11 protein-coding genes are annotated in these 15,298 nt (G+C 62.5%); 4 read left to right on the forward strand and 7 right to left on the reverse strand.

What is annotated here, in order from left to right:
• From preA to ACCQ08_RS16595, 4 genes are all read left to right on the forward strand, one after another.
• Positions 1-1,323, forward strand: coding sequence for an NAD-dependent dihydropyrimidine dehydrogenase subunit PreA (gene preA / locus ACCQ08_RS16580; RefSeq protein WP_239809367.1), 1,323 nt, complete (start codon positions 1-3; stop codon positions 1,321-1,323).
• A 127-nt stretch (positions 1,324-1,450) separates the two neighbouring features.
• Positions 1,451-2,956, forward strand: coding sequence for an NCS1 family nucleobase:cation symporter-1 (locus ACCQ08_RS16585; protein WP_239809366.1), 1,506 nt, complete (start codon positions 1,451-1,453; stop codon positions 2,954-2,956).
• Positions 2,957-3,001: 45 nt separating this feature from the next.
• Positions 3,002-4,471 (forward strand): dihydropyrimidinase, encoded by a 1,470-nt coding sequence (hydA, locus tag ACCQ08_RS16590; RefSeq protein ID WP_373450416.1) that lies wholly within the window; start codon positions 3,002-3,004, stop codon positions 4,469-4,471.
• Positions 4,472-4,487: 16 nt separating this feature from the next.
• Positions 4,488-5,744: a Zn-dependent hydrolase gene (locus tag ACCQ08_RS16595; protein ID WP_373450417.1), complete on the forward strand. Its 1,257-nt coding sequence runs from the start codon at positions 4,488-4,490 to the stop codon at positions 5,742-5,744.
• A 195-nt stretch (positions 5,745-5,939) separates the two neighbouring features.
• On the opposite strand, the gene groL is transcribed toward ACCQ08_RS16595, so the two are convergent.
• The 7 genes from groL to ampD form a co-directional block, all read right to left on the reverse strand.
• Positions 5,940-7,583: a chaperonin GroEL gene (gene groL / locus ACCQ08_RS16600; RefSeq protein ID WP_239809363.1), complete on the reverse strand. Its 1,644-nt coding sequence runs from the start codon at positions 7,581-7,583 to the stop codon at positions 5,940-5,942.
• A gap of 168 nt (positions 7,584-7,751) precedes the next feature.
• Positions 7,752-8,042 (reverse strand): co-chaperone GroES, encoded by a 291-nt coding sequence (locus ACCQ08_RS16605; protein WP_021025779.1) that lies wholly within the window; start codon positions 8,040-8,042, stop codon positions 7,752-7,754.
• Between the two features lie 359 nt (positions 8,043-8,401).
• On the reverse strand, positions 8,402-9,082 hold the full coding sequence (locus ACCQ08_RS16610) for a TetR family transcriptional regulator C-terminal domain-containing protein (RefSeq protein WP_239809362.1): 681 nt from the start codon (positions 9,080-9,082) through the stop codon (positions 8,402-8,404).
• Between the two features lie 147 nt (positions 9,083-9,229).
• Positions 9,230-10,018 carry a histone H1 gene (locus tag ACCQ08_RS16615; RefSeq protein ID WP_373450418.1) on the reverse strand — a complete coding sequence of 263 codons (789 nt, stop codon included), beginning with the start codon at positions 10,016-10,018 and terminating at the stop codon, positions 9,230-9,232.
• A gap of 195 nt (positions 10,019-10,213) precedes the next feature.
• Positions 10,214-11,323: a ribonucleotide-diphosphate reductase subunit beta gene (locus ACCQ08_RS16620; RefSeq protein ID WP_239809360.1), complete on the reverse strand. Its 1,110-nt coding sequence runs from the start codon at positions 11,321-11,323 to the stop codon at positions 10,214-10,216.
• 60 nt (positions 11,324-11,383) lie between these two features.
• Positions 11,384-14,281 (reverse strand): ribonucleoside-diphosphate reductase subunit alpha, encoded by a 2,898-nt coding sequence (locus tag ACCQ08_RS16625; RefSeq protein ID WP_373450419.1) that lies wholly within the window; start codon positions 14,279-14,281, stop codon positions 11,384-11,386.
• A 396-nt stretch (positions 14,282-14,677) separates the two neighbouring features.
• On the reverse strand, positions 14,678-15,292 hold the full coding sequence (ampD, locus tag ACCQ08_RS16630; protein WP_373450440.1) for a 1,6-anhydro-N-acetylmuramyl-L-alanine amidase AmpD: 615 nt from the start codon (positions 15,290-15,292) through the stop codon (positions 14,678-14,680).
• Positions 15,293-15,298 lie beyond the last annotated feature (6 nt).

The following is a 15,298-nucleotide window of genomic DNA, read 5'->3' on the forward strand; positions in this document are numbered from 1 at the left end:
ATGGCCGATATTCGCAGCAATTTTCTGGGCATCCGCAGTCCCAACCCCTTCTGGCTGGCCTCTGCGCCGCCGACCGACAAGGAAATCAATGTCACCCGCGCCTTCGAAGCAGGCTGGGGCGGTGTGGTCTGGAAGACCCTGGGCGAGGACCCGCATGTGGTCAATGTCAACGGGCCGCGCTACTCCACCTTGATGTCGCAGGACCGGCGCGTCATGGGCCTAAACAACATCGAGCTGATCACCGACCGGCCCCTGCAGATCAACCTGGACGAGATGACCCGCGTAAAGCGGGCCTGGCCGGACCGCGCGCTGATTGCCTCGCTGATGGTGCCCTGTGTGGAGGAGAGCTGGAAGCGCATCCTGCCGATGGTGGAAGACACCGGCGCCGATGGCATTGAGCTGAACTTTGGCTGCCCGCACGGCATGAGCGAGCGCGGCATGGGCGCGGCCGTGGGCCAGGTGCCCGAGTACATCCAGATGGTCACCGAATGGTGCAAGCACTACAGCCGCCTGCCGGTGATCGTCAAGCTCACGCCCAACATCACCGATGTGCGCTTTCCGGCGCGTGCCGCCAAGGCCGGTGGCGCCGATGCGGTGTCGCTGATCAACACGATCAACTCCGTCATGGGCGTGAACCTGGACACCCTGGTGATGCACCCCAGCACCGATGGACAAGGCTCGCATGGCGGTTACTGCGGGCCGGCGGTCAAGCCGATCGCCCAGAACATGGTGGCCGAGATCGCGCGCGATCCGCAGACTGCGGGCCTGCCGATTTCGGGCATTGGCGGTATCACCACCTGGAGGGATGCCGCCGAATACATGGCGCTGGGCTGCGGCACGGTGCAGGTCTGCACCGCCGCGATGGTGTATGGCTTCAAGATCGTGCAGGACATGTGCGACGGCCTGTCGAACTACATGGATGCCCATGGTTTCAAGACCATCGAAGACTTTCAGGGCCGTGCCGTGCCCACCGTCAAGGACTGGAAGGACCTGAACCTCAACCATATCGACAAGGCGGTGATCAACCAGGACAGCTGCATCCAGTGCGGCCGCTGCCATGTGGTCTGTGAAGACACCTCGCACCAGGCCATCTTCTACCAGAAGGGCGATGCCGGCGAGCGCCGCTTTGAGGTCAACGAGGCCGAATGCGTGGGCTGCAACCTCTGCGTATCGATCTGCCCGGTGCCCGACACGATTGTGATGCGCAGCCTGCAGCCCGGCGAGGTGGATGCGCGCACCGGCAAGGTCGTCACCGGCGAGTACGCCAACTGGACCACCCACCCCAACAATCCGGCACGGGTGGCCGCGCAGATGGCACCTTGAACGGCAGGCGCACCGCCAGCAATGGTGGCGCGCTTTTTGCATGGTGGTGTGGAGCGGCAGGATGGAACGCAAGGCTTTGGATTTGGATGCTTAGAACGTATTGATAACACCTCTCAAGGAGTGAGCAATGTCCCATGACGCGCAAGCAGGGGGTGCCACTGGCAGTGATGCCGGCGGCCTTTGGAACCACGACCTCGCACCCACGCAAGCTTCGCAGCGAACGTGGACGTGGTACCACTTCACGGCGTTGTGGATCGGCATGGTGATGTGCATTCCTGCCTACACCTTGGCAGCGAGCCTCGTAGAGGGCGGCATGTCGGCGTTCCAGGCGGTGATGACCGTGTTTCTGGCCAATGTGATCGTGCTGGTGCCGATGCTGCTGATCGGGCATGCGGGCGCCAAATACGGCATCCCCTATGCGGTGCTGGCCCGCGCCTCGTTCGGCACCCAGGGCGCCAAGCTGCCTGCGGTGCTGCGCGCGCTGGTGGCCTGCGGCTGGTATGGCATCCAGACCTGGTTCGGCGGCCTGATGATCTACACCTTGCTCGGGGTGATCCTGGGCCATCCGCTGGAGAGCGAGAAGATCTCGTGGCTGGGCATCAACATTGCGCAGCTCGTCTGCTTTCTGGTGTTCTGGGCCATCCAGTTCTATTTTGTGGTGCATGGCATCGAGTCCATCCGCAAGCTCGAGACCTATACCGCGCCTGCCAAGATCGTGATCTGCTTTGTGCTGCTGTGGTGGGTGTATGACAAGGCGGGCGGCTTTGGCCCGATCCTGAGCAAGCCGTCGGCCTTTGCGCCCGGCGAAGCCAAGGCGGGCCAGTTCTGGAGCACCTTCTGGCCGTCGCTCACGGCCATGATTGGCTTCTGGGCCACGTTGGCGCTGAACATTCCGGACTTCACCCGCTTTGCCCGTTCGCAGCGGGACCAGGTGGTGGGCCAGGCGATTGGCCTGCCGGTGCCCATGGGTCTGCTCGCGGCCTTGGCGGTGATCGTCACGTCGGCCACCGTGGTCATCTATGGCAAGGCCTTGTGGGATCCGGTGGACGTGGCGGCGCGCATGACGGGCGCTGCAGTGCTGATCGCCCTCATCGTGCTGCTGGTGGACACGGTGAGTGTCAACCTCGCCGCCAATCTGGTGGGGCCTGCCTATGACTTTTCGGCGCTGAACCCCAAGCGCATCAGCTACCGCACCGGCGGCTACATCACCGTGGCGATTGCGATTTTGATGATGCCCTGGAAGATTCTGGAATCCACCCAGGGCTACATCTTCACCTGGCTGATCGGCTACTCCGCGCTGCTGGGCCCGATCGCCGGGATCCTGATGGTCGACTATTTCCTGATCCGCCGCACCCAGCTGGATGTGGAAGAGCTCTACCGCGAGGGCGGGAAATACAGTTACTCCGGCGGCTGGAACTGGGTGGCCGTTGCCGCCTTTGCCTGCGGTGTGGCGCCCAATATTCCGGGCTTTCTCAACGCCGCGTTTCCTGCCAGCTTCCCCAATGTGGGGGCCCTGTTCAAAGACCTGTACGCCTATGCCTGGTTCATAGGCCTGTTCATCGCCGCCGTGGTGTACCGCATCGGCATGGCCAGCCATGTGGCGGCTTCACAGGCCCTGCTGCGGCGCGCCTGAGCAGCAGCTGCCGCCCTTTCTGTGACCTGAATACCAAGGAGAGACATGCTGAGCACAGCCAGCCACCCCCTTCTGATCCGAGGTGGTACCGTCGTCAATGCGGACCGTGAAGAGCGCGCCGATGTGCTGCTGGTGAACGGCAGGATTGCGGCCGTCGGTGAAGGGGCTGCGGCCCAGGCGCCGGCCGGCACCGAAACGCTGGATGCCAGCGGCCAGTATGTGATGCCCGGCGGCATCGATCCGCACACGCATATGCAGTTGCCCTTCATGGGCACGGTGACGGCCGATGACTTTTTCACCGGAACCGCTGCGGGACTGGCCGGCGGCACCACCAGCATCATCGACTTTGTGATTCCCGCGCCCCAGGAGCCGCTGATGGAGGCCTACCGCAGGTGGCGCGGCTGGGCCGAGAAGTCGGCGGCCGACTACTCCTTCCATGTGGCGGTGACCTGGTGGAGCGACCAGGTGCGCGAGGACATGGGCGTGCTGGTGCGCGACGAGGGCATCAACAGTTTCAAGCACTTCATGGCCTACAAGAACGCCATCATGTGTGACGACGAAACGCTGGTCAACAGCTTCCGGCGCGCGCTGGAGCTGGGCGCGATGCCCACGGTGCATGCCGAAAACGGCGAGCTGGTGTACCTGCTGCAGCAGGAGGTGGCGCGCATGGGCATCACCGGCCCGGAAGGCCATCCGCTGTCGCGCCCGCCCATGGTGGAAGCCGAGGCCGCCAACCGGGCCATTGCGATTGCCGATGTGCTGGGCGTGCCCATCTATGTGGTGCATGTGAGCTGCATTGAGGCGGCAGATGCGATTGCCCGCGCCCGCGCGCGCGGCCAGCGCGTCTACGGCGAGGTGCTGGCTGGCCATTTGACGATTGACGACAGCGTCTACCGCCATCCCGACTACGCCACTGCCGCCGCCTATGTGATGAGCCCGCCGTTCCGCCCCAAGGAGCACCAGGAAGCGCTGTGGCGTGGCCTGCAGGCCGGGCATCTGCACACCACGGCGACGGACCACTGCACCTTCTGCGCCGAGCAAAAGGCGGTGGGCCGGGACAATTTTGCCAAGACGCCCAATGGCACCGGCGGCGTAGAAGAGCGCATGGCCGTGGTCTGGGATGCGGGGGTGAACACCGGGCGTCTGACGCCCAGCGAGTTTGTGGCGGTCACCTCGGCCAATACGGCCAAGCTCTTCAACGTCTATCCGCGCAAGGGCTTTATCGGCGTGGGCGCCGATGCCGATGTGGTGCTCTGGGACCCCAAGGCCACGAAGACCTTGTCGGCCAAGACCCAGCATTCCAAGGGCGATTTCAACATCTTTGAAGGCCGGCAGGTGACGGGCTTGCCCAGCCACACCATCAGCCGAGGCCGGGTGGTGTACGCCAACGGCGACCTGCGGGCCGAGAAGGGCGCGGGCCAGTATTTCAAGCGCCCGGCTTTTGGCCCCAACTTCCAGGCGGTGCAAAAGCGTGCGCAAGAGACGGCGCCGACGGCCGTGGCGCGTGCGCAATGAAACAAGGAGATCGAGCATGGACACGAAAGTGAAGACCGATACCAGCCAGCTGCGCATCAATGGCGACCGGCTCTGGGCATCGCTGATGGAGCTGGCCCAGATTGGTGCGACGGCCAAAGGAGGCGTGTGCCGCCTTGCCTTGACCGACCTGGACCGCCAGGGGCGCGACCTGGTGACACGCTGGGCCAGAGAGGCGGGTATGACCGTCACCATCGACAAGATCGGCAATGGCTTCATGCGCCGCCCGGGCCGCAACAACAGCCTGCCGCCGATCATGACGGGCAGCCATATCGATACGCAGCCCACCGGCGGCAAGTTTGATGGCAACTATGGTGTGCTTGCCGGCATCGAGGTGGTGCGCACGCTCAACGACCATGGCATCGAGACCGAGGCGCCCATCGAGGTGGCCTTCTGGACCAACGAGGAGGGCTCGCGCTTTGTGCCGGTGATGATGGGCTCGGGCGTGTTTGCCAAGGCCTTCAGCCTGGAGCATGCCTATGCCGCCAAGGATACCGATGGCAAGAGCGTCAAGGACGAGCTGGAGCGCATCGGCTACATCGGCCCGCAGGAGCCGGGTGACCACCCGATTGGCTACTACTTTGAAACCCATATCGAGCAAGGCCCGGTGCTGGAGGACCATGACAAGACGATTGGTGTCGTGACCGGCGTGCTCGGCATCCGCTGGTATGACTGCACGGTCACCGGCATGGAGGCGCATGCCGGCCCCACGCCGATGGCGCTGCGCAAGGATGCGTTGCAGGTCGCCACCCAGGTGATGCAGGAAGTGGTGGCCTGCGCGCACCGCCACCCGCCGCACGGGCGCGGCACGGTCGGCATGGTGCATGTGCACCCCAACAGCCGCAACGTGATTCCGGGCGAGGTGAAATTCAGCATCGACCTGCGCAATGCCACCGATGCCGATTGCGAGGCGATGGACCAGGACATCCGCGCGGTGGCCCAGCGCATCAGCCAGGAGACCGGTCTGCCGATCAGGATCGATCTGGTATCCAGCTACACCGCGCAGCCCTTCAACCCCGATTGCATCGATGCCGTGCGGCGCGGCGCGCAGATGCTGGGTTATTCCCATATGGATGCCGTCTCGGGCGCGGGCCATGATGCCGTCTACATGGCGCGCCTGGCGCCCGCGGGCATGATCTTCATCCCCTGCAAGGATGGCATATCGCACAACGAGATCGAAGACGCCAAGCCCGAGCACATCACCGCAGGTTGCAATGTGCTGCTGCATGCGATGCTGGAGCGCGCCTGCCGCTGAGTCGGTGCGGATGGGATGGCTGCAGGTGCTACTTTCTGCAGCGATCCGGCTATGCAAGGGCATGGCAGGGTTGCGAACCTTCGCCCTAGACGATAAAAAACCCGGCCACCTTGACGGTGCCGGGTTTTGGGTGTCTGGCACCCAGCCCGCAAGAGGTCTTGCAGGCTTGGCGGTGCGCTATGACAGCCGGGGCAATTACATGCCCATGCCGCCCATGCCACCCATGCCGCCCATGTCGGGCATCGCAGGAGCGGATTCAGCCTTGGGGGCTTCAGCGATCATGCACTCGGTGGTCAGCAGCAGCGAAGCCACGGACGCAGCGTTTTGCAGCGCGGTGCGGGTCACCTTGGTGGGGTCCAGGATACCCATTTCCAGCATGTCGCCGTAGGTGTCGTTGGCAGCGTTGAAGCCGAAGTTGCCATTGCCCTTGAGCACGGCATCGACCACCACCGATGGCTCGCCACCAGCGTTGGACACGATTTCGCGCAGAGGCGCTTCGATGGCCTTGAGCACCAGCTTGATACCAGCGTCCTGCTCGGCATTGCCGGTAGCCAGAGCGCCCACCGCTTGCTTGGCGCGCAGCAGCGCCACGCCACCGCCGGCCACGATGCCTTCTTCCACAGCAGCGCGGGTCGCGTGCAGCGCGTCTTCCACGCGGGCCTTCTTTTCCTTCATTTCGACTTCGGTGGCAGCGCCCACCTTGATCACGGCAACACCGCCGGCCAGCTTGGCCACGCGCTCTTGCAGCTTTTCACGGTCGTAGTCGGAGGTGGCTTCTTCGATCTGAGCGCGGATTTGCTTCACGCGGGCTTCGATTTCAGCGGCTTGGCCAGCACCGTCGATGATGGTGGTGTTTTCCTTGCCGATTTCGACGCGTTGGGCCTGGCCCAGGTCTTCCAGGGTCACCTTTTCCAGCGACAGGCCCACTTCTTCAGCGATCACCTTGCCGCCGGTCAGGATGGCGATGTCTTCCAGCATGGCCTTACGGCGGTCGCCGAAGCCAGGAGCCTTCACAGCCACAACCTTCAGGATGCCACGGATGGTGTTGACCACCAGGGTTGCCAGTGCTTCGCCTTCGACGTCTTCTGCAATGATCAGCAGCGGACGGCCGGCCTTGGCCACGGCTTCCAGCGTAGGCAGCAGGTCACGGATGTTGCTGATCTTCTTGTCGAACAGCAGCACGAAGGGGTTGTCCAGGATCGCGGCTTGCTTTTCTGGGTTGTTGATGAAGTAGGGCGACAGGTAGCCACGGTCGAACTGCATGCCTTCAACGACGTCGAGTTCGTTGTCCAGCGACTTGCCTTCTTCGACGGTGATCACGCCTTCCTTGCCGACCTTGTCCATCGCGTCAGCAATGATCTTGCCCACGGATTCGTCGGAGTTGGCGGAGATCGAACCGACTTGGGCGATTTCCTTGGAGGTGGTGGTGGCCTTGGATTGCTTCTTCAGCTCTTCCACCAGCGCAGCGACAGCCTTGTCGATACCGCGCTTGAGGTCCATGGGGTTCAGGCCGGCGGCCACGTACTTGGAGCCTTCGCGCACGATGGCTTGGGCCAGCACGGTAGCGGTCGTGGTGCCGTCACCAGCGATATCGTTGGTCTTGGAAGCCACTTCCTTCACGAGCTGGGCGCCCATGTTCTGCAGCTTGTCCTTGAGTTCCACTTCCTTGGCCACGGACACACCGTCCTTGGTCACGGTGGGGGCGCCGAACGAACGCTCGAGCACCACGTTGCGGCCCTTGGGGCCCAGGGTCACTTTGACGGCGTTAGCCAGAATGTTCACGCCTTCAACCATGCGTGCACGTGCTTCACCGCCGAATACTACGTCTTTTGCTGCCATTTTTGGCTCCTAAATACTTGAAAACTTGAAATGAGAATGAATGCTCGGGAAAGAAAGCGTAGCGAGCAGGTGTCAGGCTAGGCGCACGGAGCACAGCAACCGGAACGTACTTGGGTACGTGAGGATTGCGAGCACCGCGCAACGACGCATGACGCCTGCGCAGTAGCTTTATTTCTCGACGACAGCGAACAGGTCTTCTTCCTTCATGACCAGCAGTTCATTGCCGTCCACCTTGACCGATTGGCCGGAGTACTTGCCGAACAGCACGCGGTCGCCGACCTTCACGCCCAAGGTGATGGACTCGCCCTTGTCGTTCTTCTTGCCTGGGCCAACCGCCAGCACTTCGCCTTGGTCTGGCTTTTCAGCAGCGTTGTCGGGGATGTAGATGCCCGAAGCGGTCTTGGTTTCGTTTTCCAGACGCTTAACGATCACGCGATCGTGCAGAGGACGCAGGTTCATAACAACTCCTTCAATTTCAATACCAGGTTGGATGAAAGATGGCCCGGCAGCCGCCGCGCCAAATACGCAAAAATTTTTGAGAAGCGGTGGTTTTAGCACTCTACCCCTTCGAGTGCTAATAATAAGGTCATTTGATGACAGTTCAAGACTGCGGGGGTGAAAAATTCGTGGCGGACGCGTTGCCTGTTCACGAACCCTCACTGCGGAAATGACGCAAGCGGCGATAGATGCTTGGCATCTTGCTATCAAAATGGATGCAGCGCAGGCGGTTGGCCGATGCAGCGCAGCGCCCCCGGGCCGCGATATCTGCGCGGTGCCGAGCCTCTTGGTGGCACAGCCTGCAAGCTGCCAGCAGCGGCTCAGCCGGGCAGGTCAATCTTGAGCGTGGCCGACAGCATCTGCACCAGCAGGGTCTCGGCCTGGGCGAAATCACCAGCATCGAGCGCTGCCTTGTCCTGCAGCAATGCAAACTGGGTTTGCTGGTCGACATAGCCTTGGGTGATGGCCCAGATGCTGAACATCAGGTGCTGGAAGTTGACCGGCGCGATCAGGCCTAGGCCTGCCCAATGCGTGAACGCCGCCACATTGGCCGCCAGCAATGGTGCGATGCGTTCGCGCACTGCGGAGGCGGCAAATGGCGCACCGGCAATCATCTCCTTGGTGAACAACTGGCTGCCGAAAGGGCGGGTACGCGCGAACTCGAACTTCTCACGGATGTACTGGCGGATCTGCTGCGCCGGGTCTCCATCCTTGGACAGGCCCGTCATATGGCCCAGCCAGTCATCGATCACCGATACCAGCACGGCCTGGTACAGCGCCTCTTTGCTGGGGTAGTAGTACAGCAGGTTGTGGCGGCTGAAGCCGGCGTCCTGTGCGATCTGCTCCAGCGGTGCACCTTCAAAACCCAGCAACGCGAAATGCCGCTCTGCCGAGCCCAGGATCATGTCAATCTTGCGCAGGCGGGCTGCACTGGGTTTGCGCGCCATCGCTGCAGTGGCAACTTGCGCGTGGGCTTGCGGTGTCGGAAGGGCATCATTCATGAGCCCGTATTGTCTGGCATTTGGGAGGCCTTGCAGCCAGACATGAATAGCGCTGCACCGCAGACAAGAAAAAAGGCAACGCATCGCGTTGCCTTGCTGACCAAGCAGTGCCTTGCGGCACCGGGCATATTGCCCGGCTTGGTTTTCTTATTGTGGGCGGCTGTTGGTCGGGAAAGGCCATGCAGCATTGGTGCTGAGCACGGTCTTGACGGGCTCTGCAGCAGCAGGCGCAGCAGCAGCTGGGGCCTTGGCAGGAGCGGCAGCCTTCTTTGCGGGAGCGGCCTTCTTGGCAGGTGCTGGAGCCTTGGCAGGAGCAGCAGCCTTCTTGGCTGGAGCAGCGGCCTTCTTCGCAGGAGCGGCAGCCTTCTTCGCAGGAGCAGCGGCCTTCTTCGCAGGAGCAGCAGCCTTCTTGGCTGGAGCGGCAGCCTTCTTGGCTGGAGCAGCGGCCTTCTTCGCAGGAGCAGCAGCCTTCTTGGCTGGAGCTGCGGCCTTCTTCGCAGGAGCAGCAGCCTTCTTGGCTGGAGCAGCGGCCTTCTTCGCCGGAGCTGCAGCCTTCTTGGCTGGAGCTGCGGCCTTCTTTGCCGGAGCTGCAGCCTTCTTGGCTGGAGCTGCGGCCTTCTTTGCCGGAGCTGCGGCCTTCTTGGCAGGAGCAGCAGCCTTCTTCGCAGGAGCGGCAGCCTTCTTCACGGCAGTCTTGGCGGCTGCGGTGGATTTGGTTGCGGGCTTGGCGGCGGTCTTCTTTGCGGCGGCTGGCTTAGCAGCTGCCTTTTTGGCAACGGCCTTGGCAGCAGGCTTTGCAGCTGCCTTGGTGGCGGCTGGCTTGGCAGCGGCCTTTGGCTTTGCAGCAGCCTTGGGGGCGGCTGCCTTGGTTGCGACTGCCTTCTTGGCAGTTGCCTTGGTGTCAGCAGTTTTCTTGCTTGCTTTGGACGTTGCCATGCTCTTCTCCTTCGGGTCAATTTAGAAAGCAGACTTCATGCCTGATTGAATTCGACACGAAGTTTTGATAGCAAACTGAATTGTGCATCAGCTGCTAGCAACTGGCATAGTGCAAACCTCAATAAAGACGCCAAATTTCACAGTTTTCTCTCAGGAAAACCACATTCTGACGGGGTTTGCACATCAAGGTCGGCGTCAATCCCAGGAAAGCGCGCCGCCGGACTGGTATTCGATGACGCGGGTCTCAAAGAAATTTCTCTCTTTTTTCAGGTCGATCATCTCGCTCATCCACGGGAACGGATTGTCCTCGTTGGGGTACAACGCATCGAGGCCGATCTGCGTTGCGCGGCGGTTGGCGATGTAGCGCAGGTAGCCTTTGAACATCGCGGCGTTCATGCCCAGCACACCTCTGGGCATCGTGTCTTCTGCGTATTGATATTCAAGTTCGACTGCTTGAATAAACAAGGCCTTGATCTCGTCCTTGAATGCAGCAGTCCAGAGGTCAGGGTTCTCCAGCTTGAGCTGGTTGATCAGGTCGATGCCGAAGTTGCAGTGCATGGACTCGTCGCGCAGGATGTACTGGTACTGCTCGGCCGCGCCGGTCATCTTGTTCTGCCGGCCCAGCGCCAGGATCTGCGTGAAGCCCACATAGAAGAACAGGCCCTCCATCAGACAGGCAAACACGATCAGGCTTTTGAGCAAGGTCTGGTCCGTCTGCGAGGTGCCGGTCTGGAAGTTGGGGTCCATGATCGCGTCGATGAACGGGATCAGGAAAGCATCCTTGTTGCGGATCGAGGGGACCTCGTTGTAGGCGTTGAAGATCTCGGATTCATCCAGCCCGAGCGACTCCACGATGTACTGGTAGGCATGGGTGTGGATGGCTTCCTCGAATGCCTGGCGCAGCAGAAACTGGCGGCACTCGGGCGCGGTGATATGGCGGTAGGTGCCCAGCACGATGTTGTTGGCGGCCAGTGAATCGGCCGTGACGAAAAAGCCCAGGTTGCGCTTGACGATGCGGCGCTCGTCCTCGGTCAGGCCATTCGGGGATTTCCACAGCGCGATGTCGCGCGTCATGTTGACCTCTTGTGGCATCCAGTGGTTGGCACAGGTAGCCAGGTATTTCTCCCAGGCCCATTTGTATTTGAACGGCACCAGCTGGTTGACATCGGTCTTGGCGTTGATGATGCGCTTGTCGGCGGCGTTGACCCGCTTGAACATCGCTGCAGGTGGTGGTGCAGCGGGCAGCGCAGCAGTGGCTGCGAGCGGTGCCAACGCGTCGATGGAATCTTCTTCAAAGCTCAGCATGGGTGGTGCGCTCCTGGTGGGGGCCGGTGTGGTGGTTCAGGTTCGGACGATGTGCGGGAGTCACTGGCAGGCTTCGCAGCCGGGATCATCCATGGCGCAAAAGCGGATGTCGGTGCCGGGCGCGGTGGGCTGGGCAGCGGCCGCGGCTGCCACCGCTTGGGCTGCGGGCGCGGCCTGGCTGCTGGGCACGGCATTGAGTACGCGGCTTTGGATGGTGGACTTTTCAGCCTGCGTGGCGCTGGTGGTGCGCAGGTAGTACGTGGTCTTGAGGCCGCGCACCCAGGCGAGCTTGTAGGCATCGTCGAGTTTCTTGCCCGATGCCCCTGCCATATAGATATTGAGACTCTGCGCCTGGTCTATCCATTTCTGCCGCCGCGAGGCCGCTTCCACCAGCCAGACGGGATCGACTTCAAAGGCCGTGGCATACAGGGCCTTGAGCGCATGGGGCACGCGGTCGATGGGGCGCAGCGAGCCCTCAAAATGCTTGAGGTCCATCACCATCACGTCGTCCCACAGGCCCAGCTTCTTGAGGTCGCGCACCAGGTACTGGTTGATCACGGTGAACTCGCCCGAGAGGTTGGACTTGACCGACAGGTTGCCAAACGAGGGTTCGATGGAGGCATCGACACCGACGATGTTGGAGATCGTGGCGGTGGGTGCGATGGCCACGCAGTTGGAATTGCGCATGCCGTCCTGCGCGATCTTGCGGCGCAGTGCTTCCCAGTCCAGCTGCATGCTGCGGTCCACCTGGACATAGTCGGCATGGCCTCGGGCCTGGGCGAGCAGGTCCAGCGTGTCCAGCGGCAGAATGCCCTGGCTCCACAGCGAGCCAGGGTAGCTGCTGTAGACACCGCGCTCGCGCGCCAGCTCGGTCGATGCCCAATAGGCGTAGTAGCAGACCGCCTCCATCGAGGTGTCGGCAAACTGCACCGCCGCATCGCTGGCGTAGGGGATGTGCAATTGGTAAAGGCTGTCCTGGAAGGCCATGATGCCCAGACCCACCGGGCGGTGGCGCAGGTTGGAGTCGCGCGCCTTGTCCACCGCGTAGTAGTTGATGTCGATGACGTTGTCGAGCATGCGCATGGCCGTGGCGACGGTGCGCTTGAGCTTGTCATGGTCCAGTGCCAGGCCGCCTTGCCCGTCATCTTTCAGGTGGCGCGCCAGGTTGACCGAGCCCAGGTTGCAGACGGCGGTTTCCGTGTCGCTGGTGTTGAGCGTGATCTCGGTGCAGAGGTTGGAGGAGTGCACGACGCCCGCATGCTGCTGTGGCGAGCGCAGGTTGCAGGCATCCTTGAAGGTGATCCAGGGGTGGCCGGTCTCGAACAGCATGGACAGCATCTTGCGCCACAGATCGACCGCCGGCAGCGTCTTGCTCAGCGCCAGTTCGCCGGTCGCGGCCTGGGCCTCGTAAGCGGTGTAGGCCCGCTCGAAATCCTTGCCAAAGCGGTCGTGCAGGTCAGGAACGTCCGAGGGTGAGAACAGGGTCCAGGTCCCTTTTTCCATGACCCGTTGCATGAACAGGTCGGGAATCCAGTTGGCGGTGTTCATGTCATGGGTGCGGCGGCGGTCATCACCGGTGTTCTTGCGCAGCTCCAGAAACTCCTCGATGTCCAGGTGCCAGGTCTCCAGGTAGGCGCAGACGGCGCCTTTGCGCTTGCCGCCCTGGTTGACGGCGACGGCCGTGTCGTTGACCACCTTGAGAAAAGGCACCACGCCCTGCGACTCGCCATTGGTGCCCTTGATGCGGGCACCCATCGCACGCACGGGGGTCCAGTCATTGCCCAGGCCCCCGGCAAACTTGGACAGCAGCGCGTTCTCGCGGATCGCATCGTAGATGCCGCCCAGGTCATCGGCCACCGTGGTCAGATAGCAGGACGACAGCTGCGAGCGCAAGGTGCCGCTGTTGAACAGGGTGGGGGTGGACGACATGAAGTCGAACGACGAGAGCAGGTCATAGAACGCAATGGCCCTTGCATTGCGGTCGTCCTCCTTCAGCGCCAGGCCCATGGCCACGCGCATGAAGAAGGCCTGGGGCAGCTCGATGCGCTGCTTGCGCACATGCAGGAAATAGCGGTCGTACAGAGTCTGCAACCCCAGGTAGTCAAACTGCAGATCGCGCTCGGGCTGGAGGGCTGCGGCCAGGCGCGGCAGGTCGAAGTCCAGCATCTCGGGCGCAAGCAGTTCATGCGCGACACCTTGCGCGACAAAGCCGGGGAAGTAGCTGCGGTAGGCCGCGCCCATGTCGGCACTGCTGACATCCTGGCCGATCACTTCGCGCGTGATGGTGTGCAGCAGCAGACGCGCGGTGACAAAGCTGTAGTCGGGGTCTTTTTCAATCAAGGTGCGCGCTGCCAGGATCGATGCCTTGAACACCTCGTCCATCGGAACGCCGTCGTAGAGATTGCGCAGGGTCTCGCTGAGGATCGGTGCTGGGTCGACGTCCTGGCCCGGCCCCTGGCATGCGGCCGCAATGCGGTCATGGAGTTTTTTGACGTCGAGCAGCACCGGCTGGCCCCGGTCCTGCACATGCAGGCTGACATGGGCGGGTGTGTGCTGGGCCTGCAACTGCGCGCGCTCCTGGTTGCGGCGCTCGCGGTACAGCACGTAGGCCCGCGCGACCTCGTGGTTGCCGCCACGCATCAGACCCAGCTCCACCTGGTCCTGCACATCTTCGATGTGAAAAGTGCCGCCGCTGGGGCGCGAGCGCATCAGGGCGCGTACCACCGTGTGGGTCAGGTTCTCGACCACTTCGCGAACGCTGGCCGATGCCGAGCCCTGGCTGCCATGGACGGCCAGGAAGGCCTTCATGATGGCGGTGGTGATCTTTGCAGGCTCGAAGGGGACAACTGCGCCGTTGCGCCGCATGATCTGGTAGTCCGGCAGTACGGTGAATCCATCCAGGGTGCGGGAGCTGGTGGCCGGTGCGGCCTGTAGCTCGGAAAGCGAAGCAGCGCTCATGATGTCCTCTCAGTGGGTGCAAAAAACCGGAGAAACAGCGCTGTGGTATGCCGGTATCACCAAGCCTCTGGAAACCGCATCACACTACATGTAGTGTTTTCTTGAGCGCTGGACACTACCTGTAGTGTATGGGGCATTGCGCATTTTGTGTGCAGGGGCTGTCGCCATGCTGCGCAGCAAAACAGCGGCAACTGCGCATGGCGTCGTCATTTGGGCATGCAAACCACCGCTGTGCGTGTGTTGCGGGGCGATCCCCGTTGCCAGCCTGCGCAAAACGGGGCCAGCGCACAGAAAAAATAATTTTTCAAACAGGAGAAAATCCCACATTTCGCAGGCGTCTGGGCCTGCAAAAATGCCAACGCGCGGCGAAAAAGGGCCTTTGCACCGATGGCAGATCTACAGCCCGATGGAAGGTGGAAACATCGCGGCAGGCCAGTCCAGCTCCTGCTGCAGGCGGCGCCAGGAAAAGCCGGGGCCGGGATCGTTCTTGCGGCCGGGCGCGATGTGTTCGTGGCCGGCGATATAGGCAATCGCATACTGCGCGCGGATCTGCTGGCACAGCTGCACCAGGCTCTGGTACTGCGCCGGCTCGAAGGTCTCGCCCTCGAGGCCTTCGAGTTCGATGCCGATGGAGTCGTCATTGCAGCGCGGCCGCCCGCGCCAGAACGACTGGCCGGCATGCCAGGCGCGTTCGTCGGCACTGACAAATTGCCACACGGCCCCTTCGCGGGTGATGAAGAAATGCGAGGAGACCTGCAGCCCGCGGATGGTCTGGAAGTACGGGTGCGCATCCCAGTCGAGCTGGTTGGTGAACAGGCGCTGCACATCGCCCGTGCCGTAGATGCCCGGTGGCAGGCTGATCGAGTGGACGACGATCAGATCGGTGCAGGCGCCGCCGGGGCGGGGCCCGAAGTTGGGCGAGGGGCACGGCGTGGCCGTGCGCAGCCAACCCTGGTGCCAGAGCGCGGCATGCGCCGCCGCCGGGGGGCGGGCGTCCGCGCCGGGCGGCATCTCGGG

Origin of the sequence: Comamonas sp. SY3 (genome assembly GCF_041730275.1) — a bacterium.
Classification (GTDB): domain Bacteria; phylum Pseudomonadota; class Gammaproteobacteria; order Burkholderiales; family Burkholderiaceae_C; genus Comamonas; species Comamonas sediminis.

Excerpts from the sequence above, each read along its gene's own strand:
- preA (WP_239809367.1), top strand. The coding sequence starts at position 1 with ATGGCCGATATTCGCAGCAATTTTCTGGGCATCCGCAGTCCCAACCCC.
- ACCQ08_RS16585 (WP_239809366.1), top strand. The coding sequence starts at position 1,451 with ATGTCCCATGACGCGCAAGCAGGGGGTGCCACTGGCAGTGATGCCGGC.
- hydA (WP_373450416.1), top strand. The coding sequence starts at position 3,002 with ATGCTGAGCACAGCCAGCCACCCCCTTCTGATCCGAGGTGGTACCGTC.
- ACCQ08_RS16595 (WP_373450417.1), top strand. The coding sequence starts at position 4,488 with ATGGACACGAAAGTGAAGACCGATACCAGCCAGCTGCGCATCAATGGC.
- groL (WP_239809363.1), bottom strand. The coding sequence starts at position 7,583 with ATGGCAGCAAAAGACGTAGTATTCGGCGGTGAAGCACGTGCACGCATG.
- ACCQ08_RS16605 (WP_021025779.1), bottom strand. The coding sequence starts at position 8,042 with ATGAACCTGCGTCCTCTGCACGATCGCGTGATCGTTAAGCGTCTGGAA.
- ACCQ08_RS16610 (WP_239809362.1), bottom strand. The coding sequence starts at position 9,082 with ATGAATGATGCCCTTCCGACACCGCAAGCCCACGCGCAAGTTGCCACT.
- ACCQ08_RS16615 (WP_373450418.1), bottom strand. The coding sequence starts at position 10,018 with ATGGCAACGTCCAAAGCAAGCAAGAAAACTGCTGACACCAAGGCAACT.
- ACCQ08_RS16620 (WP_239809360.1), bottom strand. The coding sequence starts at position 11,323 with ATGCTGAGCTTTGAAGAAGATTCCATCGACGCGTTGGCACCGCTCGCA.
- ACCQ08_RS16625 (WP_373450419.1), bottom strand. The coding sequence starts at position 14,281 with ATGAGCGCTGCTTCGCTTTCCGAGCTACAGGCCGCACCGGCCACCAGC.
- ampD (WP_373450440.1), bottom strand. The coding sequence starts at position 15,292 with ATGCCGCCCGGCGCGGACGCCCGCCCCCCGGCGGCGGCGCATGCCGCG.